General features: G+C 60.6%; 20 protein-coding genes and 3 pseudogenes. 9 read left to right on the forward strand and 14 right to left on the reverse strand.

Annotation, left to right across the window (positions count from 1 at the left end; genetic code table 11):
- Positions 1-58: 58 nt before the first annotated feature.
- The 3 genes and pseudogenes from fruA to fruB form a co-directional block, all read right to left on the reverse strand.
- Positions 59-1,795 carry a PTS fructose transporter subunit IIBC gene (fruA, locus tag ACPDZI_RS11140; RefSeq protein ID WP_438834535.1) on the reverse strand — a complete coding sequence of 579 codons (1,737 nt, stop codon included), beginning with the start codon at positions 1,793-1,795 and terminating at the stop codon, positions 59-61.
- On the reverse strand, positions 1,792-2,781 hold the full coding sequence (gene pfkB, locus ACPDZI_RS11145; protein ID WP_201902889.1) for a 1-phosphofructokinase: 990 nt from the start codon (positions 2,779-2,781) through the stop codon (positions 1,792-1,794). Before pfkB ends, fruA begins: the two co-directional genes overlap by 4 nt.
- Positions 2,781-3,882 (reverse strand): annotated as a pseudogene (fruB, locus tag ACPDZI_RS11150) (fused PTS fructose transporter subunit IIA/HPr protein). The gene pfkB and the pseudogene fruB overlap by 1 nt, the downstream one beginning before the upstream one ends.
- 305 nt (positions 3,883-4,187) lie before the next feature.
- Between fruB and cra the strand changes: the two are divergent.
- The 4 genes from cra (at position 4,188) to ACPDZI_RS11170 (ending at position 8,017) form a co-directional block, all read left to right on the forward strand.
- A complete protein-coding gene (gene cra / locus ACPDZI_RS11155; protein WP_017410145.1) occupies positions 4,188-5,174 on the forward strand; it encodes a catabolite repressor/activator in 987 nt (328 codons plus the stop codon).
- 306 nt (positions 5,175-5,480) lie between these two features.
- Positions 5,481-6,674 carry an aromatic amino acid transport family protein gene (locus ACPDZI_RS11160; protein ID WP_076360810.1) on the forward strand — a complete coding sequence of 398 codons (1,194 nt, stop codon included), beginning with the start codon at positions 5,481-5,483 and terminating at the stop codon, positions 6,672-6,674.
- A 249-nt stretch (positions 6,675-6,923) separates the two neighbouring features.
- A complete protein-coding gene (locus ACPDZI_RS11165) occupies positions 6,924-7,328 on the forward strand; it encodes an MbcA/ParS/Xre antitoxin family protein (protein ID WP_016350639.1) in 405 nt (134 codons plus the stop codon).
- Positions 7,328-8,017, forward strand: a complete 690-nt coding sequence (locus tag ACPDZI_RS11170) for an RES family NAD+ phosphorylase (protein ID WP_268030660.1) — start codon at positions 7,328-7,330, stop codon at positions 8,015-8,017. The genes ACPDZI_RS11165 and ACPDZI_RS11170 overlap by 1 nt, the downstream gene beginning before the upstream one ends.
- 106 nt (positions 8,018-8,123) lie before the next feature.
- On the opposite strand, the gene ACPDZI_RS11175 is transcribed toward ACPDZI_RS11170, so the two are convergent.
- A complete protein-coding gene (locus ACPDZI_RS11175; protein WP_438834536.1) occupies positions 8,124-9,524 on the reverse strand; it encodes a DEAD/DEAH box helicase in 1,401 nt (466 codons plus the stop codon).
- 323 nt (positions 9,525-9,847) lie between these two features.
- Between ACPDZI_RS11175 and ACPDZI_RS11180 the strand changes: the two are divergent.
- Positions 9,848-10,662, forward strand: a pseudogene (locus tag ACPDZI_RS11180) (substrate-binding periplasmic protein).
- A gap of 100 nt (positions 10,663-10,762) precedes the next feature.
- On the opposite strand, the gene aroC reads toward ACPDZI_RS11180, so the two are convergent.
- Together aroC and prmB are read right to left on the reverse strand one after the other, a co-directional pair.
- Complete coding sequence (gene aroC / locus ACPDZI_RS11185) at positions 10,763-11,851, reverse strand: chorismate synthase (protein WP_438834537.1); 1,089 nt, start codon at positions 11,849-11,851, stop codon at positions 10,763-10,765.
- A gap of 12 nt (positions 11,852-11,863) precedes the next feature.
- Positions 11,864-12,799 carry a 50S ribosomal protein L3 N(5)-glutamine methyltransferase gene (gene prmB, locus ACPDZI_RS11190; RefSeq protein ID WP_103826897.1) on the reverse strand — a complete coding sequence of 312 codons (936 nt, stop codon included), beginning with the start codon at positions 12,797-12,799 and terminating at the stop codon, positions 11,864-11,866.
- Positions 12,800-12,864: 65 nt separating this feature from the next.
- On the opposite strand from prmB, the gene smrB reads away from it, so the two are divergent.
- On the forward strand, positions 12,865-13,389 hold the full coding sequence (gene smrB / locus ACPDZI_RS11195) for an endonuclease SmrB (RefSeq protein WP_011706199.1): 525 nt from the start codon (positions 12,865-12,867) through the stop codon (positions 13,387-13,389).
- Between the two features lie 98 nt (positions 13,390-13,487).
- Here smrB and ACPDZI_RS11200 read toward each other — a convergent pair whose 3' ends face one another.
- Entirely contained in the window at positions 13,488-13,898 is a 411-nt protein-coding gene (locus ACPDZI_RS11200) for an SRPBCC family protein (protein ID WP_011706200.1), read from the reverse strand.
- Positions 13,899-14,119: 221 nt separating this feature from the next.
- Between ACPDZI_RS11200 and ACPDZI_RS11205 the strand changes: the two genes are divergently transcribed.
- Positions 14,120-15,415, forward strand: coding sequence for a sensor domain-containing diguanylate cyclase (locus ACPDZI_RS11205; protein WP_168967586.1), 1,296 nt, complete (start codon positions 14,120-14,122; stop codon positions 15,413-15,415).
- Between the two features lie 59 nt (positions 15,416-15,474).
- Here ACPDZI_RS11205 and ACPDZI_RS11210 read toward each other — a convergent pair whose 3' ends face one another.
- The 6 genes and pseudogenes from ACPDZI_RS11210 to ACPDZI_RS11235 all read right to left on the reverse strand — a co-directional run.
- Entirely contained in the window at positions 15,475-16,101 is a 627-nt protein-coding gene (locus tag ACPDZI_RS11210) for a histidine phosphatase family protein (protein WP_438834538.1), read from the reverse strand.
- 43 nt (positions 16,102-16,144) lie between these two features.
- Entirely contained in the window at positions 16,145-16,543 is a 399-nt protein-coding gene (locus ACPDZI_RS11215) for a GFA family protein (protein ID WP_438834539.1), read from the reverse strand.
- A 136-nt stretch (positions 16,544-16,679) separates the two neighbouring features.
- Positions 16,680-16,874 carry a VOC family protein gene (locus ACPDZI_RS11220; protein WP_438834540.1) on the reverse strand — a complete coding sequence of 65 codons (195 nt, stop codon included), beginning with the start codon at positions 16,872-16,874 and terminating at the stop codon, positions 16,680-16,682.
- 45 nt (positions 16,875-16,919) lie between these two features.
- Positions 16,920-17,060, reverse strand: coding sequence for a VOC family protein (locus ACPDZI_RS11225; RefSeq protein ID WP_438834541.1), 141 nt, complete (start codon positions 17,058-17,060; stop codon positions 16,920-16,922).
- 443 nt (positions 17,061-17,503) lie between these two features.
- Positions 17,504-18,952, reverse strand: coding sequence for a chitinase (locus tag ACPDZI_RS11230; protein WP_146062653.1), 1,449 nt, complete (start codon positions 18,950-18,952; stop codon positions 17,504-17,506).
- Between the two features lie 286 nt (positions 18,953-19,238).
- Positions 19,239-19,709, reverse strand: a pseudogene (locus tag ACPDZI_RS11235) (transposase); the annotation flags it as partial.
- A gap of 496 nt (positions 19,710-20,205) precedes the next feature.
- Here ACPDZI_RS11235 and ACPDZI_RS11240 point away from each other — a divergent pair.
- Entirely contained in the window at positions 20,206-20,832 is a 627-nt protein-coding gene (locus ACPDZI_RS11240; RefSeq protein WP_438833129.1) for an ATP-dependent Clp protease proteolytic subunit, read from the forward strand.
- A gap of 196 nt (positions 20,833-21,028) precedes the next feature.
- Here the strand turns inward: ACPDZI_RS11240 and ACPDZI_RS11245 are convergent, their stop codons facing one another.
- A complete protein-coding gene (locus tag ACPDZI_RS11245) occupies positions 21,029-22,255 on the reverse strand; it encodes a methyltransferase (RefSeq protein WP_076360820.1) in 1,227 nt (408 codons plus the stop codon).
- A 225-nt stretch (positions 22,256-22,480) separates the two neighbouring features.
- Here ACPDZI_RS11245 and ACPDZI_RS11250 point away from each other — a divergent pair, with 225 nt between their 5' ends.
- Complete coding sequence (locus ACPDZI_RS11250) at positions 22,481-23,059, forward strand: PhnA domain-containing protein (protein ID WP_016350625.1); 579 nt, start codon at positions 22,481-22,483, stop codon at positions 23,057-23,059.
- The last annotated feature ends 224 nt before the right edge of the window (positions 23,060-23,283 follow it).

The raw sequence follows: 23,283 nt of genomic DNA on the forward strand, positions 1-23,283 counted from the left end.
GCAATAAAAAAGCGGCCCAAAGGCCGCTCTCTTGTATGGCGTATCGCTGGTTAGCGGCTTATGCCGTGGCCAGTTTGGCCTGCTCTTCACCGCGCTTGAGCATGGCGTAGGAGACGCCTGTCAGCAGCGAGCCTGCCGCAATCGCCACGATATACATCATGACGTTGCTGATGGCGTGCGGGATGAACAGCACGAACAGACCGCCGTGGGGGGCCATCAGCTCGCAACCAAACAGCATGGAGAGCGCACCGGTCAGGGCGCCACCCACCATGCAGGCCGGGATGACCCGCATCGGATCCTTGGCGGCAAACGGAATGGCCCCCTCGGAGATGAAGCACAGACCCAGCACGAAGGAGGCCTTGCCCGCTTCCTGCTCCGCCTTGATGAACTTGGTGCGGGCCAGGAAGGTGGCGATCCCCATCCCCAGTGCTGGCACCATACCGGCGGCCATCACGGCAGCCATCGGGGCGTAAGTTTTGGAGGCCAGCAGGCCGACTCCGAAGGCGTAAGCCGCCTTGTTGACCGGGCCACCCATGTCGAAGCACATCATGGCGCCGATGATGACACCCAGCAGCACGGCGTTGGCGGATCCCATGTTGTTGAGGAAGGTGGTCATGGCATTCATGATGCCGGCCACCGGACCACCCACCACGTAGATCATCACCAGGCCGGTAAACAGGCTGGCAAACAGCGGAATGATCAGGATGGGCTTGAGCGCTTCCAGGGTCATCGGCAGGCGCACCTTGTCGCTCAGGTACTTGGCGCTGTAACCGGCCAGGAAACCGGCCACGATGCCGCCGAGGAAACCGGCGCCCAAGGAACTTGCCAGCATGCCGCCGATCATGCCGGGAGCGAGGCCCGGACGGTCAGCGATGGAGTAGGCAATGTAGCCGGCCAGCACCGGGATCATCAGGGCAAAGGCGGAGCCGCCACCGATCTTCATCAGGGCCGCGGCCAGGGTGCCTTCCACCTTGAACGCCTCGATCCCGAACACGAACGAGAGCGCGATGATGAGGCCGCCTGCCACCACCATGGGCAGCATGAAGGAGACCCCGGTCAGCAGGTGCTTGTAGGGGCCTGCTTTTTCCTCTTTCTTGGGTTGGCTGGCACCGCTGTGGCGATAGGTTTTCGCCTCGCTCCACGCCTTGTCGAGCTCGGCACGGGTTTTCTTGAGCGCCGCCCCCGTGCTGGTGCGATAGACCGGCTTGCCGTCGAAACGGGCCATGTCCACCTCGATGTCGGTGGCGAGGAACACCAGATCGGCAGATGCAATCTCCTCGGCAGTCAGAGCGTTCTGGGCACCGACCGAGCCTTGGGTCTCGACGCGGATCTGATGACCCAGCTGTTTGGCCATGGTCTCCAGCGCTTCTGCCGACATAAAGGTGTGAGCCACCCCGGTCGGACAGGCAGTCACCGCGACGATACGCTTGCCAACGGCGGCCGGTTTGGCGGCAGTATTGGCAACGGCGGAGGCGGCTTGATCGCGATAGACGCTGGCACCGCTGGTGGCGGCGTCCAGCAAGGCAGCCGGATCCTGCAGGGCGAGATCCATGCTGCCCTGATAGACCCGTTTGCCGTCATAGGCGGCGAGATCCACCGGAGCACTGGCAACAACCAGCACCAGATCAGCGGCGGCAATCTGCTCTTTGTTCGGCACCTGGCGGGGTTGCACGCTGGAGCCGACGTCGAGGGTGAGCTCCCAGCCAGCCAGTTTGGCCTGCTGTTCTATCCGTTTTGCAGCGAGAAAGCTGGTGGCAATGCCCGCCGGGCAAGCCGTAACCAAGATTACTTTCATTGGGCATCTCCTGAGTTTTCCATTGAGGGGGTATGGCATTGAACCGGTGCCAGGGCATCCAGACGCTGTACGCGCACCTGTTCAAGTAAGGGGTTGAGCACACTGATATCGCTAAAGCCGACCGCCACCTGGCTGACCGCCAGCGCGGAGACGGCAGTGGCCAGCCGCAGGGTCTGCTCCGGCATCCAGCCAAGGCTGAGGCCATGGGCGAGACCGGCCACCAGGGAATCGCCGGCACCGACCGTGCTGACCACCTGCATCCGCGGTGGAATTGCCTGCCAGACGGCATCCGGGGCAAACCAGATGAGGCCATCGGCACCGTTGGAGATCACCACGTTGGGGATCCCGCTTGCCTGCAGCGCGCGGGCACACTCGGCCTGCTCGCTCAAAGTCTTGATGGGGCGGCCCGCCCACTGGCTCAGCTCCTCCAGATTGGGTTTGACCAGGGTCGGCGCGGCCTTGATCCCTTCGCTCAAGGCCGCGCCGCTGCAATCGAAGATCACCTGCTTGCCTCTGGCCTTGAGCAGGCGGATCAGATGGGCGCAGTAATCGGGGGCCACCCCTTTGGGCAGGCTGCCCGCCAGCACGAACCAGTCGGCGCGCGCTGCCAGCTCGTCGATGGCCTGCTCCAGGTCGCTCACTTCCCCTTGGTGGATGGTGAGCCCCGGCAGATTGAGATCGGTGACCCGACCGGATTGCTCGGAGATCTTGACGTTGATGCGGGTGCTGCCCGCGACACGGACGAAGTGATCATCCAGCGCCCGCTCTGCAAACAGGGAGACGAAGCTCTGCTGGTTATCGGCGCCAAGCCAGCCGGTGACGCCCACCTCGCGGCCCAAGTCCTTGAGCACCATGGCAACGTTGATCCCCTTGCCCGCCGCACGCAGGTTGGCCTCGCTCACCAGGTTCACCTCGCCCAGGCTCATCGCCGCGAGACGGGTGGTGAGATCGAGCGCAGGGTTAAGGGTGATGGTCACTATGTCCATCAGTGCGCCCCCTCGCCCAGCCCGGCCGCAATGGCGGCGCCTATCCCCTTGAGCGCCGCTTCGGCATCCGGGCCTTCGACGCGAAACGCCAGACGGTGCCCGCACTTGACGCCCAGACCGATGACCTTCATCAGGCTCTTGGCGGAGACCGCCTCGCCGCTGCCATCCAGATTCGCTACCCGGATATCGGATTCATACTCCTTGGCCACCTTGACCAGCATGGCGCCCGGACGGGCGTGCAACCCGTGGGGGTTGATGATGGTGAAGGTGTCGGAAAGACCGCTCGCTGGCCCCGCCTGCAGCATGGCCAGCCCCTCGCCGCCTGCCAGCGTCGCCAGCTGACCAGCGGCCGCCAGTTTGGCCAGGTTGTCGAGCTGCGCCAGATGGCCGCTATCTGCGGCGCACAGCAGCAGCAGGGCGCTGACCGGTTGCTCCCCTGCGTTCAGTGCAGTGCTAGGCGTTGCCAGCACCCAGCCGGTCTGGGTTGCTTGTGCCCGCGCCAGCCAGACGCCCTCGCCCAGATAGGCGGGATCGCTTGCCAGCAGGGCGCTCACCATGGCGGCATCCCCCCAGCCGGCGGATTTGGCGCGGGCGGCGGCGCCCAGCAGCAGCTGATCGCGATCGTCGGGCCGGGAAGTCGGCCAGGGCCAGGAACTGCACCTCTTTGGGCGCCGTCGCACCGGTCAGGATATTGATGATGGTGTCGGCATCGGTGGCCTCTTTCAATTGCGCCGCCGCCTGCTCGTCCCCCAGCACGTGGGTGAGCTGGCGCAAAATGCCCAGATGCTCGTCGGATTTGGCGGCGATGCCGATGGCGACGTAGGCGATCTGCCCCTCGTCCCACTCGATCCCCTGCGGGAACTGGGCCACCATGACGCCGGTGTTCTTCACCAGATGCCGGGTGTCGGTGGTGCCGTGGGGAATGGCGATGCCGCTGCCAAGATAGGTGGCGTGCTGCGCTTCACGCGCCAGCATGCCATCGACATAGCCCGCCTCCACCAGACCGGCTTCGGTCAGTTTGCCTGCCAACAGGGCAATGGCTTCGGCCTTGGTCGCCACCGACTGCCCCAGCAGGATCTGCTGTCGCGCCAACTTCAACATAGAGATTCTCCATCAGGTGCCGGGCGGCCTGACCGTACCGGCTCATCAAACATAACCATTCGTACCACTCGCCTGCTGACAATAGACCGGATTGCATCCCTTCGCGGGCCATGCCAGGTTTTTATGCCCGGCCATCGATTGTCTGCTGACAAGCTGAATCGTTTCACTTACACTCAGACTGAATCGTTTCAGCGAATTGATCAAGTACCCACAAAGAGTGCTTTTCAATGATATGATCCCGCGCACACTTTTCGGTGCCCTCACCAGGCAGTGCCCGTGGGCCTTGCAACTCAAACAGAGCCAACATGATGAAACTGGATGAAATCGCCGCCCTCGCCGGTGTCTCGCGCACCACGGCTAGCTATGTGATCAATGGCAAGGCCGACCAATACCGCATCAGCCAGGCCACCCGCGACAAGGTGATGGCGGTGGTCACCGCCCACAACTACCAGCCGGACAGCCGCGCCGCCTCCCTGCGCGGTGGCCAGACCAAGACCCTGGGCTTCATTCTGCCCGACCTGGAGAACGCCAGTTACGCCAAGCTCGCTAAACGGCTGGAGCAAGGGGCGCGGGTACAGGGCTATCAGCTGCTCATCGTCTGTTCGGAAGATGACCCCGCCACCGAGAAAGAGCTGGCCGAGATGCTGGCCAGTCGCCACGTGGATGCGCTGCTGGTGGCCAGTTGCCTACCACCCGAAGATCCCTTCTACCTCGGCCTGCAGACGCGCGGTATCCAGGTGCTCGCCATCGACCGGGCCATGGCGGCCGACAAGTTCGTCACCGTGGCCAGCGAAAACCAGAAGGCGAGCTGCGATCTCACCGCCTCCCTGCTCTCGCCGGCAATCAAGCACATCGCCCTGATCACCGCGCTGCCGGCACTCACGATCAGCCGCGAACGCAAGGCAGGCTTCGAGCAGGCCGTCGCCAGCCACAGCACGGCTTGCCATCTGTGTGAAGGGGCCCACTTCTCCCGCGCCGAGGGCTACCGCCTGATCAAGACGCTGCATCAGCAGCTCGGCCAGCTGCCCCAGGCACTGGTGGCCACCTCCTACATCCTCATGGAGGGGGTACTCGACTATCTGCTGGAACAGGAGACCGACATGAGCCGGCTGGCCATGGCCACCTTCGGCGACGATCGCCTGCTCGATTTTCTCCCCTTCGGCATCAACTCCCTGCCCCAGCAGCACGATGCCCTCGCCAGCCAGGCGCTGGAGCTGGCACTCAAGGCGATTGGCGGTGAATATCAGTGCGGGCTGCACTATGTGAGCCGTACCCTCAAACGCCGCCGTTAATCCTCTCTGCATCGCGCGCCGCTGCGACCCGGTTCGCAGCGGCGCGTTTTTTCACCAGTCGAAGTGCACTCCTGTCATCTTTTATTTCCACCTATTCTGCCCACCCAGTACAAAATCCGCCTTTACACGCTTGTATCCAACATTTTAATTCGCTAAGTTGGCAACCATCTTTTACAACCAGCGGATTTTTCGTAACGATGGGTTCACTCCGATATTGCTAGCCTCCGGTCTCGACCCCGGAGGCGCCTTGCCAACACCTCATATGCCTGCTGCGCACCGCGCAGTTTCTCGATTCGGATGGACACCATGAATACCAAAACCCTGGGATGTACCCTGTTGATTGCCGGCACCACCATAGGCGCTGGCATGCTGGCCCTGCCGCTGGCCTCCTCCTCCCTTGGCGGGCCCGCCACCCTGCTGCTGATGATCGGTCTCTGGGGCCTGATGGCCTTTACCGCCATGCTGCAGGTGGAAGCGAGCCTCAACACCGGCAAGTGGTACCTGCACCAACTGGCGGATCACCTACTCGGCCCCTGGGGCAAACGCATTGCCTCCTTCTGCATCCTGATGCTGTTCTACTCGCTGGCCTCCGCCTACATCAGCGGCGGCAGCAGCCTGCTGGCCCAGGCGCTGGCCGATGCCGGCCTGCCCCTCAGCCAGGAGCAGGCGGCCTGGGCCTTTACCCTGCTGTTTGGCGGCATGGTCTGCGTCGGCACCAAACAGGTGGATTACCTCAACCGACTGATGTTCACCGTCAAGCTGGTGATCATGGTGGCGGTGCTGGCGCTGCTGCTGCCGCGCGCCGAAGGACAGCACCTGCTCTCCATGCCGCTCGGTCAGGGCTTGTTGCTGGCAGGCCTGCCGGTCATCTTCACCTCGTTCGGTTTTCACGGCTCCATCCCGAGCGTGATGCTCTACCTGGGGGACTGCCCCAAGCAGCTGCGCCGGGTCTTCGTGTGGGGCTCCGCCCTGCCACTCATCCTGTATGTACTGTGGCAAGTGGCCATCCTGGGGCTGCTCGGTCAACAATCCCTGATCCAGACCGGCGGAGCGCTGGACAGCCTGCTGGCCAACGTCGGCAATCTGGTGAGCTGGCCCGCCTTCAACCAGGCGATGCACCTGTTCGCCGATCTGGCGCTGGCCACCTCCTTCCTCGGGGTGACGCTGGGACTGTTCGACTTCATGGCCAAGGTGACCCGCCGCAAGGACAACTGGCAGGGCCGCACCCAGACCGGCCTCATCACCTTTGTGCCGCCCCTGCTGTTTGCTCTCTACTTCCCGCAGGGCTTCATCATGGCGCTCGGCTACGCCGCCATCGCGCTGGCGGTGCTGGCGGTGCTGCTGCCGGTGGCCCTGGTGTGGCAGAGCCGCAAGCAGGCCGAGGCGCACCACTACCGCGCCCCGGGCGGCGTGCTGGCCCTGGGCCTTGCCGGTGCCATGGGGGTGCTGATCGTCGGGGTGCAGATAAGCGTCAGCATGGGATTGCTGCCCGCGCTCTAAGCCAGAGTCGGTGCATGCCCCAAAGCAAAAGCCCCGCCAACCCAGTTGGCGGGGCTTTTTCCATACCATCGGTACATGCCATCGATATAAAGGGGTCCGCCTGCGCGGTGATCATCACCCTGATACATCAAACGTTCATATATGCACCATGTATCGACATCCTGTATATGTGTGAACAATTCTTGTACACTGATAGCAGATCGCCTTTTTGGCAACAGAACACACGCTCAATCCAGCAAGGAGCCTGACATGGTCGCAACCGCACACGTTCAACGGCAAGATGGCGCCGTTGATCCCAGCAAGGCGCTGCCAGTGGTGTTTCGCATCCTGGACAAATGGCAGTGCAACACAGATGAACAATTGCGACTGCTCGGCATCTCTTCCCGTTCAACTTTAAACAAGTACAAGGAGTCCCACGGCGGGATCAGACTGAGTGCGGATCTGCAGGAGCGAATGAGCTACCTGCTCAACATTCACAAGAGCCTGCGGGTGCTGTTCAGCGCGGATGAGAGCATCTATGGCTGGGTGCGCAAGTCCAACAGCCACCCCTTCTTCGCCGGCCGCAGCGCCATGGAAGTGATGCAGGGTGGCAGGGTGGCCGATCTCTATGAAGTCGCTACCCGCCTGCACGCCTGGCGCGGAGGCATGGCCTGATGCAGACGCCTCCGCAGCGCGCATTCAAGGACGAGTCAGCCTACCGGATCATCCCGAGCCGCTACCCCACCATCTGCCTCTATGAGGATGTGGCCAACGCCGACGAACTGGAGGCGGTCTGGGCCATCGAGGCGCTGACCAACGACAGGCTGAGGGAAGAGGCCGGCGAGCTGACGCGGGTGCCGAAAGCGGACTGGCTGGTGGGCTTGGCTGGCGGCAGCCATGTGATGGCTGCCTTCACCCACCTCAATCCAGAGGGAGCCCGCTTCACTACCGGCGATTTCGGCGGTTATTACTGCGCCCCCAGCCTCGACACCGCCATCAAGGAGACGGTCTACCACCAGGAGCGCGTCTTCGGCTACACCTGTGAACCCGCCCAGAAGGTGCAGATGCGGGTGATCCATGCCGAGTTCAGCGCCAGCCTGGTCGACATTACCGGCGAGGCCTTTCTTGCCACACCGCTCTACCATGCTACCGACTACGGATATTCCCAGGCCTTCGCCCGCGAGCAGAAAGCCCTGGATGTGGACGGCATCTGTTACCGCTCGGTGCGCCACAGCGGCCACGACTGCTACCTGCTCTATCGCCCGCGCCTGGTCAATCGCGTCCATCAGCCCCGCCATCTGGAGTACCACTGGAACGGCAGCGCCATCGCCAACGTGCTGCAAATCACCCTCTATGGCGAGTGACGGGCACTGCCCGCCCCACTCGGCTAACTCCCGGATATAGAAAAGCCCCGCCAGAGTGGCGGGGCTTGTTACATCAACCGAGCGAGGGAGCAGGCTCCCAGGCCGCTTACTGGTTGTGGGTAGCACGACGAGGACGACGGGCCTGAGCCGGTTTGCCGGCGCCGCTTTCAGGGCGCTGGCCACCTTGGGGCTTGGGCTTGCCACCGTTGCCGGAGCGGTTAGCGCCTGCGTTGCCACCGTTGGCAGAGCGACCGGCGCCCTGACGCTGGCCTTGACCTTGCGGGCGCGGTGCACGGCGCTGCTCGCTCGGATCGCGCGGCTCTTTGCGCAGCGGCGCACCGATGCCACGGGCGATGTTGTCGAGGGTCTCGCGGGAGGCTTCAAAACCGGCCACCTGCTCGCAGGGGATGTTCTGCTTGGTCAGCCGCTCGATGGCCTTGATGAGCTTGCCTTCATCGGCAGCAACCAGGGAGATGGCATGACCGGCGGCGCCGGCACGGCCGGTACGACCGATACGGTGCACGTAATCTTCAGCCACGTTCGGCAGCTCGAAGTTGACTACCTGCGGCAGCTTGTCGATGTCCAGACCACGGGCGGCGATGTCGGTCGCCACCAGCACCTTGACGCTGCCATCCTTGAAACCGGCCAGGGCGCGGGTGCGGGCACCCTGGCTCTTGTTGCCGTGAATGGCGGCGGCGCTGACGCCGTTCTTGTCGAGGGTCTCGGCAACGCGGTTGGCCATGTGCTTGGTACGGGTGAACACCAGCACCTGCTGCCAGTCGTTGCTGGTGACCAGGTGACTCAGCAGGGCAATCTTGTTGGCCTTGTCGCACGGGTGCACCAGCTGCTCGATACGCTCGGCGGTGCTGTTGCGCGGGGCGACTTCGATCACCGCCGGGTTGTCCAGCAGGCCGGTGGCCAGCTCGCGGATCTCGTCGGCGAAGGTAGCGGAGAACAGCAGGTTCTGGCGCTTCTTCGGCAGCAGGGCGAGGATGCGGCGGATGTCGCGGATAAAGCCCATGTCGAGCATGCGATCCGCTTCGTCCAGCACCAGAATTTCCACTTCGTCGAACTTGACGGCGTTCTGGTTGTAGAGATCCATCAGGCGGCCCGGGCAGGCCACCAGCACGTCCAGACCACGGCGGGTGGCCATCATCTGCGGGTTGATGCTCACGCCGCCAAATACCACGTGGCTGCGGATCGGCAGGTGTTTGCCGTAGTTGCGCACGCTCTCGCCCACCTGGGCGGCCAGCTCGCGGGTCGGGGTCAACACCAGGGCACGGATGCGATTCGGGGAGACCTTGCGCTTGCTTTCAGTCAGACGCTGCAGCATCGGCAGGGTAAAACCTGCGGTCTTGCCGGTCCCGGTCTGGGCGGCGGCCATCAGATCACGGCCAGCCAGTACCGCCGGGATCGCTTGTTGCTGAATGGGAGACGGGGTGTCGTAGCCTTGCTCGGCAACGGCACGCAACAAGGGTTCGGCCAGACCGAGGGAAGTAAAACTCATAATTACCTGCTAGGGATAGGGGCGCCGACAATCCGGGATGGGGCTCCTCTGCTGAGCCGATGCCATCTCGCCAGACTCGGGCCTGTTGAGAACACAACGATTTCCCCGGGGAGCAGAGCAAAGGGGAAAGAATAGGGGCGCAGTCTAACGGAGTTATTGAGGAGAAACGAGAAAAATGTGATGTTCCTCCCAGCATGTTTGCCAAAAGCAGGTCAGCGTCCCGCCCGGAAAAGCCGCTCAAGAACTCATTCGAATCAGACTATGCTTGATGCCAGATAACGGCGATACCGCCGCATCCGTCCTGTACAAGGAGGTTCAGGTTCATGCGTGTTCATCTTCTGTCGGCCGCCTCTGGCTTGCTCTTGCTCTCCCTGCTGGCAGTTGGACTCTCTCTGCCGCTGCAGGCCAAGCCCGGGCTGTCGGTGGCCTGGAGCCACTGGCCTCCGTTCAGTTACATCAATCCCCAGGGGACGCTGGATGGGCTGGACGTCACCCTGACCCGTCAGATCCTGAGCAAGGCAGGGCTGGAGCCCCACTTTCGCAACCTGCCCTGGGCCAGGGCCATCCATCTGCTCGAGCTGCAACAGCTGGACGTGGCCATGGGGGCGCTCGATACGCCGGAACGGCGCGCCTTTGCCCGCTTCTCGGTGCCCTATCGGCGCAGTACCTTCGTGCTGCTGAGCAACAACCCCATCCCGGGCCAGCGTGATCCCTGGCTGGCGGTGTCAGACCTGCCACAGCTTTGCCAGCAAAGCCAGCTGCACCTTGGCAAGCTGCGCGGCACCCGCCCCATCCAGCTGATGGAAGCGTGTCCCGCCCTCAAGAACGCGAGCGAATACAACTCGGATGACCGGCTGGTCGATCTGCTGCTGGCCCGTCGGCTGGACGGCGTCATCATGGAGTGGCAATACGCCCGCTACCGGCTGCATCAGCTGGGGGCTGATGGCTTTATCCGCTGTCAGTTGCTGCTCCATCACCAACCGGTCAGCCTGATGTTTGCCAACTCGGCCGTCACCGATGCGCAGCTCACCCGGGTCAATGAGGTAATTGCCGGCCTGCCCTCACCCGGCCGTGACGTGGCGCCGCCCCCTGCCGGCTCGACAACCCGGCGGCTGAGCAGGTGACACCCAACCAATAACCCAGCGCGATGAACACCCATGAAAAAGGCGACCCTGAGGTCGCCTTTTGACTGTGACTGCGTCTGCATCACGCGATCAGCCGAGCGGTAGGCAAGACGATCAGCGCAGTTGCGGGGTATGGGTCAACACGCCCTGGTTCTGGGCACGGTGGCGCAGCAGGTGATCCATCAGCACCAGTGCCAGCATCGCCTCGGCGATGGGCACGGCACGAATGCCGACGCAAGGATCGTGACGACCCTTGGTGATCATCTCGGTGGCCTCACCCTCGGTGGTGATGGTCTTGCCCGGTACCGTGATGCTGGAGGTGGGCTTTAAACCTAAGCTCACCACGATATCCTGACCCGACGAGATGCCGCCCAGAATGCCGCCCGCATGGTTGCTGGCAAAGCCGGCCGGGGTCATTTCGTCACGGTGCTCGGAGCCTTTTTGCTCCACCACCGCAAAGCCGTCGCCGATCTCCACCCCTTTCACCGCATTGATGCCCATCATGGCGTGGGCAATGTCGGCATCGAGGCGATCGAACACCGGCTCACCGAGGCCCACCGGCACATTGCTGGCGATGACCTGCACCTTGGCACCGATACTGTTGCCCTCTTTCTTCAGGTCGCGCATGTATTGATCGAGCGCTTCCAGCTTGCCCGCATCGGGGAAGAAGAAGGGATTCTGCTCGATCTGTGCCGTGTCGAAGGCTTCTGCCTTGATGGGGCCGAGCTGGGAGAGAAAACCGGTGATCTCGATGCCGTGCACCTGTTTCAGGTACTTCTTGGCAATGGCCCCCGCCGCCACCCGCATCGCGGTTTCACGGGCGGAGGAGCGACCGCCGCCGCGATAGTCGCGCTGGCCGTACTTCTGGTGATAGGTGTAATCGGCGTGGCCCGGGCGGAACAAGTCCTTGATGTCGGAGTAGTCCTTGGAGCGCTGATCGGTGTTCTCGATCAAGAGCCCGATGGAAGTGCCGGTGGTCTTGCCCTCGAACACCCCGGAGAGGATCTTCACCTCGTCCGGCTCGCGGCGCGGCGTGGTGTAGCGGGAGGTGCCGGGCTTGCGCCGGTCCAGATCCCCCTGCAGATCCGCTTCGCTGATCTCCAGTCCCGGCGGGCAGCCGTCGACCACGGCACCCAGCGCCAGGCCGTGGCTCTCGCCGAAAGTCGTCACACGAAAGAGTTGGCCGAAACTGTTCCCTGCCATGAGTGCTCCTGCTTAGCTCTTGTAAATCGCGAAATGGTCCTGGTATTGCACCAGGTCGGCACGGCTCATCACGAACACGCCGTGACCGCCGTTCTCGAACTCGACCCAGGTAAAGGGCACGTCCGGGAACTGGGCTTCCAGATGGATCATGCTGTTGCCCACCTCGACCACCAGCACGCCATCCTCTTTGAGGAAGTCTGCGGCATTGGCCAGCAGGCGCTTGGTAAGCTTGAGGCCGTCGGAGCCGGAGGCCAGCGCCAGCTCGGGTTCGTGACGAAACTCGTCCGGCAGATCCGACATGTCTTCGGAATCCACGTAGGGCGGGTTGGAGACGATGAGATCGTACTTGTCGCCGACCGGCAGATCGCGGAACAGATCGGAGCGGATCGGAATGACCTGCTGCTCCAGCCCGTGATCGTTGATGTTGCGCTCGGCCACGTTGAGGGCATCGACGCTGATGTCTATGGCATCCACTTCGGCTTGTGGGAACTCGTGGGCCATGATGATGGCGATGCAGCCGGAGCCGGTGCACAAGTCCATGATCCGGGTCGGTTCATGCTTGAGGAAGGGGGCGAAGCGGTTGGCCACCATCTCGGCGATGGGAGAACGGGGGATCAGCACCCGCTCGTCCACGTAGAACTCCCAACCAGCATACCAGGCCTTGTTGGTCAGGTAGGCGGCCGGTACCCGCTCCTGCACGCGGCGGATGATGAGCTCGGCGATGCGGTGCCGTTCGCTGGTGGTCAGACGGGAGTGGCGCATGCCCGGATCCACGTCCGGCGGCAGATGTAGCGCGGGCAGTACCAGCTGCACGGCTTCATCCCAGGCGTTGTCGGTACCATGTCCGTAGAAGATCCCGGCGTCGTTGAAACGACTCATGGCCCAGCGCAACATGTCCTGGATGGTGTGCATCTCGGCAACCACCTCATCGATAAATATCTTGTCCAAATCCACCTCCAAGTCGAGTAATATCCGGCCCGAGAATTCTATACAGCGAGCAAGACGAGTACCTGATGAAAAAAACGCCCTCACCGACAGACGAGGAAACCCAGCTGTTCCGCGATGCGATAAAAGGTACCCGGAAAATCAAGCAAGATACCATAAGGGCCGACCTGCGCCCGGTCAAGCAGAAACGCGAACTGCGTGAGAGCCGCGAAAAGCTTGGGGTTGACCACTATTTCAGCGATGAGTACCAGCCCCATCTCGAGGCCGATGGACCGACCCGTTACGTGCGCGAAGATGTGTCAAAATTCGAGCTGAAAAAGCTCAAGCGCGGCAGCTATCCGCCGGAGATCTACCTCGACCTGCACGGCATGAACCAGCAGCAGGCCAAACAGGAGCTGGCGGCCCTGCTGACCCTCTGCCAAAAAGAGAACATCCACGTCGCCTCGGTGATGCACGGCATCGGCAAACATATCCTCAAGCAGCGCATTCCGAGCTGGCTGGCCCAGCACCCGAATGTGCAGGCGTTCCATCAGGCCCCCCGCGAGTGGGGCGGTGACAGCGCCATCCTGGTGCTGCTGGATATCGAGGAGTAACGCTCCCGCCTTCTGGCATGCTCTGACGCACGTCCAGAGCAGCATAAAAAAACCACCGCGACCTGGCGGTGGTTTTTTTATGGGCGCAGGCTCCTCCCCTAACCTGCCGCTTCCACATAACGCTTGAAGTTGTCGAGGATCCCCTGCCAGCCCGCCTGCTGCTGGGCCGGGGTGTGGCTCGTCTCGGCATCGAAGGTTTCCTGCACCCAGGTGCCGCCCGGTTCGCTCGCAAACTGCACATCCACCTCGCGCCCGTCATCCATCACGAACGAGAGACGGGTCGGTGCTTCCACCCGGGTAAAGGTGCCGGTGAAATCAAAACCGGCGCTACCATCCTTGGCCGCCATGTGATGGCAAAAACGCCCACCCACCACCAAGTCGACCCGGCTGCCGGTGGTGTGCCAGTCGCTGGAGGCTGCATTCCATCTGGCGATGCAGTCCGGATCGTTCCAGGCCCACCAGACGGCCTCTATCTCCTGCTCAATATGTGCCTCGATGCTGATCTTCATGACGCGCTCCGTGCTAGTTTGCTGTGGGATGACTGGCCATGCCGGCCAGCTCGCTTGCGGATGCCAGCAAGTAAAGTCCAGCGGATGGCGTCGAGCCAGTCCATCTGGCAGGACTGACCATCGCCAATCCAGTGGCAAGGCGTTCCTTCTGTCTACGGGACAAGGATCAAAAACGGCCGCACTATACTGAATATCAATACGTTATTCGCCATGGAGGTTGCATGTTCACACAGGGTTCCCATGCCGACATCAAGTCGTCTCTCGATGCCATCGGTGCCGCCGTTGCGGTGTTTTCCCTCGATGACGACGATCGCTTTACCCTGGTCTCCGCCAACGACACCTTTGCCCAGGCCTTCGAGCTGGACGTGCTGGGCAGCATCGGCAAGCGCCTGAACGAAATGTTTCCCCGCTACATCACCGGCAGCATCGAGCAGCCGATGCATGAGTGCGTGAGCCAGCAGACGGGGCTCGAGAGCGAACTGCCCATCGACACCCTGTCGCGCACCAGCTGGTGGCGTTTTGTCATCTCCCCCATCATTCCCGAGCAGTCACGCATCACCCGCATAATAGTCACCGCCATCGACATCACTGCCAAAAAGCAGCTGGAGGAGGCGCTCAAGATGAGCCGCAAGCGCTTCGAGGCGGTGGTCAACTCCGCCTACGACGGCATCATCAGCGTCAGCAGCGAGTCGCGTATCGAACTTATCAACACCGCCGCCTGCGAGATGTTCGGGGTGGACGAGAGCTACCTCGGCAAACGGCTCGAGACCCTGCTACCTCAGCGCTTTCGGGCCAACCACGACGGCTACTTCAAGGCCTTCAGCAACTCCCCCATCAACTCGCGCCCCATGCATGCCCGCGCCTCCGTGATGGGGCTGCGCCGCGACGGCAGCGAGTTTCCGCTGGAGGTGACCATCGCCAAGATCAACCTGGGTCAGACCACCGAGATGACCGCCATCCTGCGGGATATCTCAGAGCGGGCCCGGCTGGTGGAGGAGCTCAAGGTGGCGGCCACCACGGATCCCCTCACCGGGATCGCCAACCGGCGCCGCTTCGACGAGTTGGTCAAGCTGGAGATGCAGCGCTGTCAGCGCTTCGGCCACACCATGAGCCTGCTGCTGATCGACATCGATCATTTCAAGCAGATCAACGACACCTATGGCCATCAGCAAGGGGATCAGGCCATTCTCAGCCTGGTAAGACGGGTCGCCAAACAACTGCGGGAAGTGGACATGCTGGGCCGCTGGGGCGGCGAGGAGTTCATCGTGCTGCTGCCGGAAACCTCGCTGGAGCTGGCCTGGGCCAGTGCGGAGCGGATCCGCCTCGCCGTCGAGTCGCAGCTGCATCAGCTCGGCGCAGGCACCGAGGTATCGCTCACCATCAGCGTCGGCATCAGTGCCAGCCTGGGCCCGCAGGATACGGTGGAGCGCATGGTACGCCGGGCCGATACCGCCCTCTATCTGGCCAAGAAACAGGGGCGCAACTGCTCAAGGAAGGCACTGCCAGATTCCCCCTGACAGACAATACACGTCAGGCCTGAGAAACCACTCAGCAGGCCTGCCGCTTCCGGCTCAATTCAAGGCCGTAGCGCCATGTTAACAAGGTCCGGTCTGGCAAAGATACCCAGCGGCCCGCCAGCGTCGCCACATGCAAGCGACACCTCCAGCACGGCCCCGTTGGCCAGCTGCCACTCGAAGAAGTCGTCAAATCCCGCCACGGTCAGCGCCCGGATCACCTTGGCCACCACGCCGTGCGCAACCAGCAACACCCTTTCTTGACGGCAGCTCTGCGCCAGTTCCGCCAGCCCCAGCCCCACCCGGGCAATGACTTCGTCCAGCGATTCGCCGCCAGGCGGCGCCTCGGCCCAGCGGCGGGTGATGTTGCGTGCCCACAGCGCAGGGTAACGCTCCCTCGCCTCTTGCTGGGTCAGTCCTTCGAACACCCCGACATGGCGCTCACGAAAAGCGGGGGCGAGCGTCACCGGCAACCCCAGCTCGTCCGCCACCAGGGCCGCGCTTTGACGTGCCCGCAGCAAGGAGGAGCTCAGCAGCCGCTGAAACGGAGCCTGCGCCAAGGCCAGCGCCCTTGCCTGCACCCTGATCTGGGCCACCCCAGTGTCGCTCAGACCGATATCCAGCGCCCCCTGATAGCGCCCCTCGGCATTGGCCGGGGTTTGCCCGTGGCGCATCACCACCAGTTGCATTGTCTGTTCCTTTGATTGCGGCCGATGCTCGCGCTGCCTGTTCTCACGACTTGGGGGCAAACTGCTCGAACACCTGCTGACCGGTCAGGGTCGGTGTCTCGTTTTTCAGCTCGTAGAAATCGGGCTTTTCATCGATGAAGATCTGGCTCGCCAGCTGGAAGGATTCGCTCTGAAACAGGCCGGCCGGCACTATGTACTCATCCGTCGGCAACAGGTGATAGAAAAGGTGGGTACCGCAGGTGGGGCAAAATCCTCGCTCCGCCCACTCCGAGGAGCGATAGGCCACCGGGGTGAGCCCGCGAAAGCGCACCTCCTTGCCACAGTGCACCGCAAACAGGGGGCCGCCGGACCAGCGTCGACAGGTGCTGCAGTGACACAACCCCACCTCCTGGTGATCGCTGGCCGAGACCTCAATCCCGCCGCACAGACAACGTCCCTTCATCACTCCTCCTTGTGTCTTGTTGTCGCTTGCCGTTGCTGACGTGACCGCGCCATTGCAGCCACTGCCGGATCAGATGAGTACCATGTTGCGCCCTCGTCGGCCACCGCCCCCATCACAAAACCGGCTGCGGGATGACTCACGAGGTCGGCGGCCAGCGCTCCTGCAATGCAATCCGGTTGCCTTCCAGGTCCTGAAACTCGGCCACCTTGATGCCCTCCCCGACCTTTGTCACCGGGTAGAGCAGTCTGGCCCCGGCCTCCTGGGCCGTCACCATCACCCGCTCAATCTCGCTGACCGCGAGATAGATCCGCGTGCCGTCGATACTGGGCACATAGCTCTCCCCTTTGGCTAAGGCGCCGGAGCACCCCTCCACCCCTTATGTCAGCGGGAACAGCGCCATCTCGTTGCCATCAATCTGGATCAACTCAAACTCGATGCCAAACACACGGCGGTAAAACGCCGTGGCACGCGCCATATCCGTCACCGGGATTTCAAAATGCATGGCAATATTGAACATGAAGTCTCCTCTGATTTGCACTCATCGGCATAGTGATACCCCATTGCAGGGTAATGACCAATGTTTTCCAACCATTGAGCATGCCTGCTTTGATAAAAATGAATATTCTGGCGATGGATGCCTGGCGAAAGAAGGCGGTAACGTAATAACGGTTCGCTGTCACCAACACCGGCCACAAGAAATATTATTCAACGGCACACGCCCCAAATTAACAAAAGGATCAGAGCGATATTTCGACTGACTATACCCCCTCACCCATTGTTATCGGATATTTTTATCACCGAGCACGCTTATACGCTGATAAACATCCAGCACCGCACCCACCCAATTAAACACTGGCTTTATTTTTACAGGCCGGATATCGAAAAGGGGGACAATATGTCCCCCGACTTGGCAAGAGAGATGTGATCCATTGCCGAGTTTATTGATTAAGCCGCTTTACGCTATTTTGCCGGCACCAGCACCCAGGGATCACCCTTGCCCGGTTCATTACCCTGGGTCCACCACTTGGCCTGATAGATGGCGCCCTTGTAGCTCACCTTGTTGCCCGCCGTGTAGACCTTGCTGGCGCTCCAGGCGGCTACATCCCCCACAGGGGGATCGGTCGGATCAACCGGCGCAGGATCCAGCTTGGCCACTACCCGCACCTTGGGCCAGTTGGCGTGGGAGCCGTAGAAGTTGGTCACGCACTTCTCGTAATCCCCCGGCACCAGTGCCGAGTAGGCTGTCTGGAACCCCACCAGCTCACATTCGAACGAGTAGCCGCCGGGCCGATCCGGATAGTATTTCCAGTTGCCGTCCCAGTTGGTGTAGAGCACATCGGTGGCGCCGTTGAGGTTGAGGCTGCCATAGGGGGTCTGCTGCCAGCAGGTGTTCTTCTCGTCGGCCTTGACGGGGATCTGATAGTGCTCGGCCAGCCCTTCCCAGTAGCGGATGCGGTTGACCGGCTGGCCCTTGTTCTTGTTCTGCTCGCCGCACTCGATGCCGCCATTGATGACGTTGATGGTGGTACCGAAGCCGTAGCCGATGCCGGCGGCGATCTCGCGCTGGGAGGGCACCCAGGTGCGATCAATCACGTGCAACATGGCGGGTTTGGGTGCCTGCGGAGTCAGGAAGAACCAGATGGCGGAGGCGAGGTTGAGCCAGGAGTCCGCCACCAACCCGGGGTTGTTCAGCAGCACGGACGCATCGCCGTCAAACATCGCCTCGGAGAAGGCACCGTAGTTGAAGTGATAGGAGAGCTGCTTGGCGCCGCGGCCGAAATAACCCTGGCCTGTGCTGCAGGGCCACTTCTTGTTCTGCCAGTCGTTCTGGCCGCAACCGGTGGTGTAGCCGGTCTGCCCCTCCGACCAGCCCATCTCGCGCACGTGCACCAGCGCCTGCTGCCACTCCTCCAGCGCCAGCGGATTGTCGGAGATATTCTCCTTGGCAATGTGGCCGCCGGTCTCCTGGGCGAAATGGGCAAAGGCGGTGATGATGGATTTTTTGCAGATGGCATCGGCATCGCGGCCATCGGTATATTCGCCGCAAAAAGCCGGGAATTTCCCGACCGCCCGCAAGAAGCGCTCATAGGTATATTCCGGCGCCGCCATCTGGGTTAAATAATCCCAATCCGATTCGGTGAATACCCGCTCGACCCGTTTGACGTTATCCGGATTGCTGGCTGCCCTTGGTTTGATGGCATCGACAATGGTATTGGGCCGTGTCGCCAACGCCTTTGCCCAAATCCCGTACATGGGATTGGCCGTCTTGGTTTTTTCAACCGCAGCTAGATCCGGGGCGGAAATTATATATCCGCCGGCATTTTGCGGGTCGGGTTGAATATTCATGGCATAACTTGGCAATGCGCAGGCAGCCGCAACCAGCCAGGCACAATGTGTAGGCTTGAACATAACAGACAGTCCTTGTGTCAGAATAACGTCGGGATAAGAGTCGTTTCGAGAATAATCCTACAGGTCACTAAATTCACGATGAAAATTAAGAATATTATCGGAACTGTGAGCCAATTCACTTTGTGATGTCCAGCTCAGCTTAAACAAAGAAAAAGAATCCAAACGAAAACATTAAATGTGATCTATCGCCCATTCTTGGAACAGCTGAGACGGCTAGGTAGTCTGCCATCAGCTCATTATTCGAGATGAAAAAATGACTGCCATGATCAGCTTGTCAACCACCATCAATATCGTGAGTCACCGGGTCCACAACCAGATCCAACTTGCGCCAGATTCGCCGCTTTACAACGCCATGTTTCCTGACTTTCCACTCGCCTTCAACAAACACTTTCAGGCCGATCAAGTCGATAACCAGGTCGGTGATGTGTTCCTTTCAGGGCTGCCGGTATGCTCATAGTACGGGGCCGCTTGCTAACACAACGGTAATCGGAGGCACAAAGCGGTACGTTTATCAGCTCGAACAAAAAGTCGAGCCGCTCTTGAGTTGCCAGCAAAGTGAGACTGAACATTCCCTTGAGCATCAAGGTAGAAATGGTCTGGTCAGTGTAAAGCTGACTGCGGCTCCGCCGTCCGTGATAGTTATGGTGGAACCAGCTGTTCATGACTTCGGCATCAATCCGGAAGGTGAGTAAGCCATTGTTAACAAAGACTTGTTGTATTTAGGCCAATTAGTGATGGGAGGAAGCGACATGCCCATGATGCGAACTAGAAGCGGGCTGGTGGTGATCAGGTCACCCCTCCCTAGTGAGTTCCATCCAAGCTGTATCGATTTGGGTAACAACGCCATGGTCATGACTACGGGGACGAAAGTTATTCCTCATGCGAGGAAAGATGGCATCAGCAACAGTATGTCTATAGTCGGGTGGATAAAGCGAGCAAAGTCATCAACTGCAGAATATCTCGAAAATTGTTTGAGTTTGCTTAGCTCGATGTAGCAAAGTTGCTTCATCAGGGCAGGTGGCTCAATTTTAAAGGGAACTTACGTAGGTATTCCCGACAAGAAATGACGCTCACAATATGATGTAACTGAAAACACCAACCCAATCAGGCCTTATGGTTATAAGGCTGCTTACATCTCCCAAGTCAATGAGATAAGTGTTTTATTTTTGAGTATCGTGGTAGTATCATATTTCTAATAAAAGATTAGATGAGTGAGCTGTCAATATTCTACCTACAGCAGAGGAATTGGTTATATGATGAGTAAGTTTTCACTGCCAATTGTATCAATGTTCGCGTCTTGCGTCATCGCAGCACCAGATCCAGGTCAGACTGCGAAAATATTCTATAGTGCAGATATGGAAGTACCGACCGTCTCAACGCTAATCAATGCTATTGACGATATAAACAATAATAAGGATATAACCAAAATCTACTTATATATTAATAGCTACGGTGGTGATATGGACTCTGGGTTGATGGCCGCTGCCGCGATCAGAAGCTCCAAGAAACCAGTGACCACCATAGCTATGTCAACGATTGGTTCTTCTGCCACGCTCATGCTCTGTGCAGCTAAAGACCGTCGAGCCTTGCCTGAAGGCAGCATTTATCTTCATCCTTCTTACACCCATTATGAAGGGGATGTACGCCCCAACAATATTAAAGAGTTGGGTCAGGAAGTGACCCGGTTCAATGACATGTTTAGGAAAGCATATCAACGCTGTACACGCCTAAGCCATGAAAGGATTGAAAACTTTCTATATAGTGAATCCAATAGAGCCACCTTTACTCCTGATGAAGCAATAGATATAGGGTTAATATCAAAAATCGACCAAACCATTATTGACACCCCCCACTCCTTCTATATCACGGCATCGCATTAATACCATTGCGATGACCGAAGTGCTGGGTTGTTCTAGATATAAACACCAATAAAAATTAGTTTACGTTTGTGCCGTATTGCTGACTAACTCTATCTATAAAAGTCTAGTTATTACTAGATTTAGATATAAAAAATGACTGACATGGAGATCTTGTCAGTCATTTAAAACATTGGTAACAAGAGGGTAGTTTATCGATTCAGGGTTGTGCTTTCACCGCACGGATCAGGATATTGCGGGGGGTCATGGGCTTGTCGCAAAACTCTCCCACCTCCACCCGGTACCCCTGCTCTTGCAGGAAGAGGGCACGATCCAGCACCAGCCAGAGTTCCAGCGGGCGACGAAACAGGTGACGCACCAGCTCCATGCGGGCGACATCGCCATAGCGCGCCTCCCCCTTTGCTAAAAACCCGGCGTAGTCGAGGCCGGCCGGCAACACCAGCCCCTTTCGCTCGGCGGCCCAGCCACAGAAATCCTCAAAAGTGCCGGTCAACAGGCTCTTTTGCATGTTGGGCACCGGCAGATACTCATCCACCCCGCGCACCTGGCGCTGCAGGCAGTCAAAGGCTAGCCGCCAGGCCACCTCCTGCTCGCGCAGGCGGGCGATGCGGGCGCCACCGGTGACCGTCTCCTGCAGCGGCAACTTCAGATCGCTCTTGGCAAGCTGCAGCACACTGGCCTTGGCCGGGCCGGAGAGTGGGCGGTAGTGGCTGGTGCGGATCAGGTGATAACAGCAGGGGGAGAGGGTCACCCCCTCAGCACCGCGCGCCGCCACCTGTTCAATCAGATGGGTGTGCAGCTCGCCACAGGCGTGCAGCGCCATGGCGTGATGGGCCGGGGCGATCAGCTGGGCGGTCTCATCGGCGAAGGCGTCGGCACAGACAAATGCCATCCGGGCGCCGTCGCGAGCAGCCAGCTGGCGTCCCTCTTCGCACAATGGTGCCTGCAGCTCCAGGCTCAGCACCTCGGCTTGACGGTGCAGGGAGACCAGCCGCCCCAGGTGACCCTTGCCCGCACACCATTCCAGATAGGGGCCGCGGTGCACGGGCAGGCAGGCAGTGAAGGCTTCAATCTGGGCCTGCTTGCGCCCCGGCATGTACATCGCCATGGTCCGCTCGCACGGGATGGGCTCGGCCGTCAGGGTCGGCAACGCGCTCAGGGCATGCAGCGCTGACCCCTGCGGGATCCAGGGGGCCAGCAGCTCGCACAAGGCAGGCATGTCGCTATCAAGCCGCTCAATCTCAGCTAGCGACAGGGCATTGAGCAGCTCAGCCAGCGCTGGCGCCGCCTTGGCAAAGGCAAGGTCCAGGTGATGATAGGGTTGGTATTGCCACCAGTGCCGGGCTTCGCTCAGCAGTCGATCCAGTTGTTGAAAACGTTGAGCCAGCACGCGCGCCCCTGTTCTGCCGTCAAAATGGAGGCTCATTCTAGCGATCCCGCGTCAAAAAGCACTCTCATCTATGCTGCGTTGTCCTGACGGCGTCGCCATCCCTTTGCGCCAGCAAGTTCCTTTGATGCCCCCGACGGCCGGCAGCGGGCCGACGACCGGGCTTAGCCTGACAAAGAGCGGGGTTTTGTGGTATATTCCGCCCCTTCATTATCTTGGCCTGCCCATCGCGGGCCATTTTACCAACGTGAATGGAACCAAAACATGACCATCAATGCCATCCTGCAAGCGCGCGCGGGCGCCAAGTGTGAACTGTGCGGTGCCGAACAGGCGCTGACTGCTTTCGCGGTCCCCCACTCTCCGGCCAGCGATGATGATCACAGCGTTGCCCTGTGCGACACCTGCCGTGGCCAGCTGGAGCAGCCGGCGACCACAGTGGTCAACCACTGGCGTTGCCTGGGCGACAGCATGTGGAGCCAGGTGCCTGCGGTACAGGTCATGGCGTGGCGCCAGTTGAAGAACCTCTCCGCTCAAGGCGAGGTCTGGGCCCAGGACATGCTGGACATGATGTACATGGAAGAAGAGACCAAGGCCTGGGCCGAAGCGGGCATGGCCAGCGATGATGACGACAGCGTGCCCACCGTCGACTCCAACGGCGCCGTATTGGTCGAAGGTGACTCGGTTACCCTGATCAAGGATCTGGACGTCAAGGGCGCAGGCTTCACCGCCAAGCGCGGCACCCTGGTGAAGGGCATCCGCCTCACCAACAACCCGCTGCACATCGAAGGCAAGGTCAACGGCGTGCAGATCGTGCTGGTCGCCGCCTACCTGAAAAAGGCCTGATCGCCCTCAGCCCTGCTAGCAAGAGCGCCCCACGGGGCGCTTTTTTTGTGCCTGCCGATAACACTCCCCCCTGTTCTCGCTTAGGACCATCGCGACACAAGGCTCTACGCCGGCATGCTGCCTGCCGTTATTTTGAGCGAAAGGTTGGTGTCATCAGCAACCCTGTGGCACTCTGGCGTTTCATGGACTGACCTACCCCCGACACCGTGAGTGTCATCACAGCA

The sequence above is a fragment of the Aeromonas oralensis genome (genome assembly GCF_049665575.1).
Taxonomy (GTDB): domain Bacteria; phylum Pseudomonadota; class Gammaproteobacteria; order Enterobacterales; family Aeromonadaceae; genus Aeromonas; species Aeromonas hydrophila.

Bases quoted from the DNA above. Each gene is read 5' to 3' on its own strand.
- cra (WP_017410145.1), top strand. From the start codon at position 4,188: ATGATGAAACTGGATGAAATCGCCGCCCTCGCCGGTGTCTCGCGCACC.
- ACPDZI_RS11240 (WP_438833129.1), top strand. From the start codon at position 20,206: ATGATGAGTAAGTTTTCACTGCCAATTGTATCAATGTTCGCGTCTTGC.
- ACPDZI_RS11250 (WP_016350625.1), top strand. From the start codon at position 22,481: ATGACCATCAATGCCATCCTGCAAGCGCGCGCGGGCGCCAAGTGTGAA.
- ACPDZI_RS11200 (WP_011706200.1), bottom strand. From the start codon at position 13,898: ATGAAGATCAGCATCGAGGCACATATTGAGCAGGAGATAGAGGCCGTC.
- ACPDZI_RS11230 (WP_146062653.1), bottom strand. From the start codon at position 18,952: ATGTTCAAGCCTACACATTGTGCCTGGCTGGTTGCGGCTGCCTGCGCA.
- ACPDZI_RS11165 (WP_016350639.1), top strand. From the start codon at position 6,924: ATGGTCGCAACCGCACACGTTCAACGGCAAGATGGCGCCGTTGATCCC.
- ACPDZI_RS11175 (WP_438834536.1), bottom strand. From the start codon at position 9,524: ATGAGTTTTACTTCCCTCGGTCTGGCCGAACCCTTGTTGCGTGCCGTT.
- aroC (WP_438834537.1), bottom strand. From the start codon at position 11,851: ATGGCAGGGAACAGTTTCGGCCAACTCTTTCGTGTGACGACTTTCGGC.
- ACPDZI_RS11245 (WP_076360820.1), bottom strand. From the start codon at position 22,255: ATGAGCCTCCATTTTGACGGCAGAACAGGGGCGCGCGTGCTGGCTCAA.
- fruA (WP_438834535.1), bottom strand. From the start codon at position 1,795: ATGAAAGTAATCTTGGTTACGGCTTGCCCGGCGGGCATTGCCACCAGC.
- pfkB (WP_201902889.1), bottom strand. From the start codon at position 2,781: ATGGACATAGTGACCATCACCCTTAACCCTGCGCTCGATCTCACCACC.
- ACPDZI_RS11210 (WP_438834538.1), bottom strand. From the start codon at position 16,101: ATGCAACTGGTGGTGATGCGCCACGGGCAAACCCCGGCCAATGCCGAG.
- ACPDZI_RS11160 (WP_076360810.1), top strand. From the start codon at position 5,481: ATGAATACCAAAACCCTGGGATGTACCCTGTTGATTGCCGGCACCACC.
- ACPDZI_RS11225 (WP_438834541.1), bottom strand. From the start codon at position 17,060: ATGTTCAATATTGCCATGCATTTTGAAATCCCGGTGACGGATATGGCG.
- ACPDZI_RS11215 (WP_438834539.1), bottom strand. From the start codon at position 16,543: ATGAAGGGACGTTGTCTGTGCGGCGGGATTGAGGTCTCGGCCAGCGAT.
- ACPDZI_RS11170 (WP_268030660.1), top strand. From the start codon at position 7,328: ATGCAGACGCCTCCGCAGCGCGCATTCAAGGACGAGTCAGCCTACCGG.
- ACPDZI_RS11205 (WP_168967586.1), top strand. From the start codon at position 14,120: ATGTTCACACAGGGTTCCCATGCCGACATCAAGTCGTCTCTCGATGCC.
- smrB (WP_011706199.1), top strand. From the start codon at position 12,865: ATGAAAAAAACGCCCTCACCGACAGACGAGGAAACCCAGCTGTTCCGC.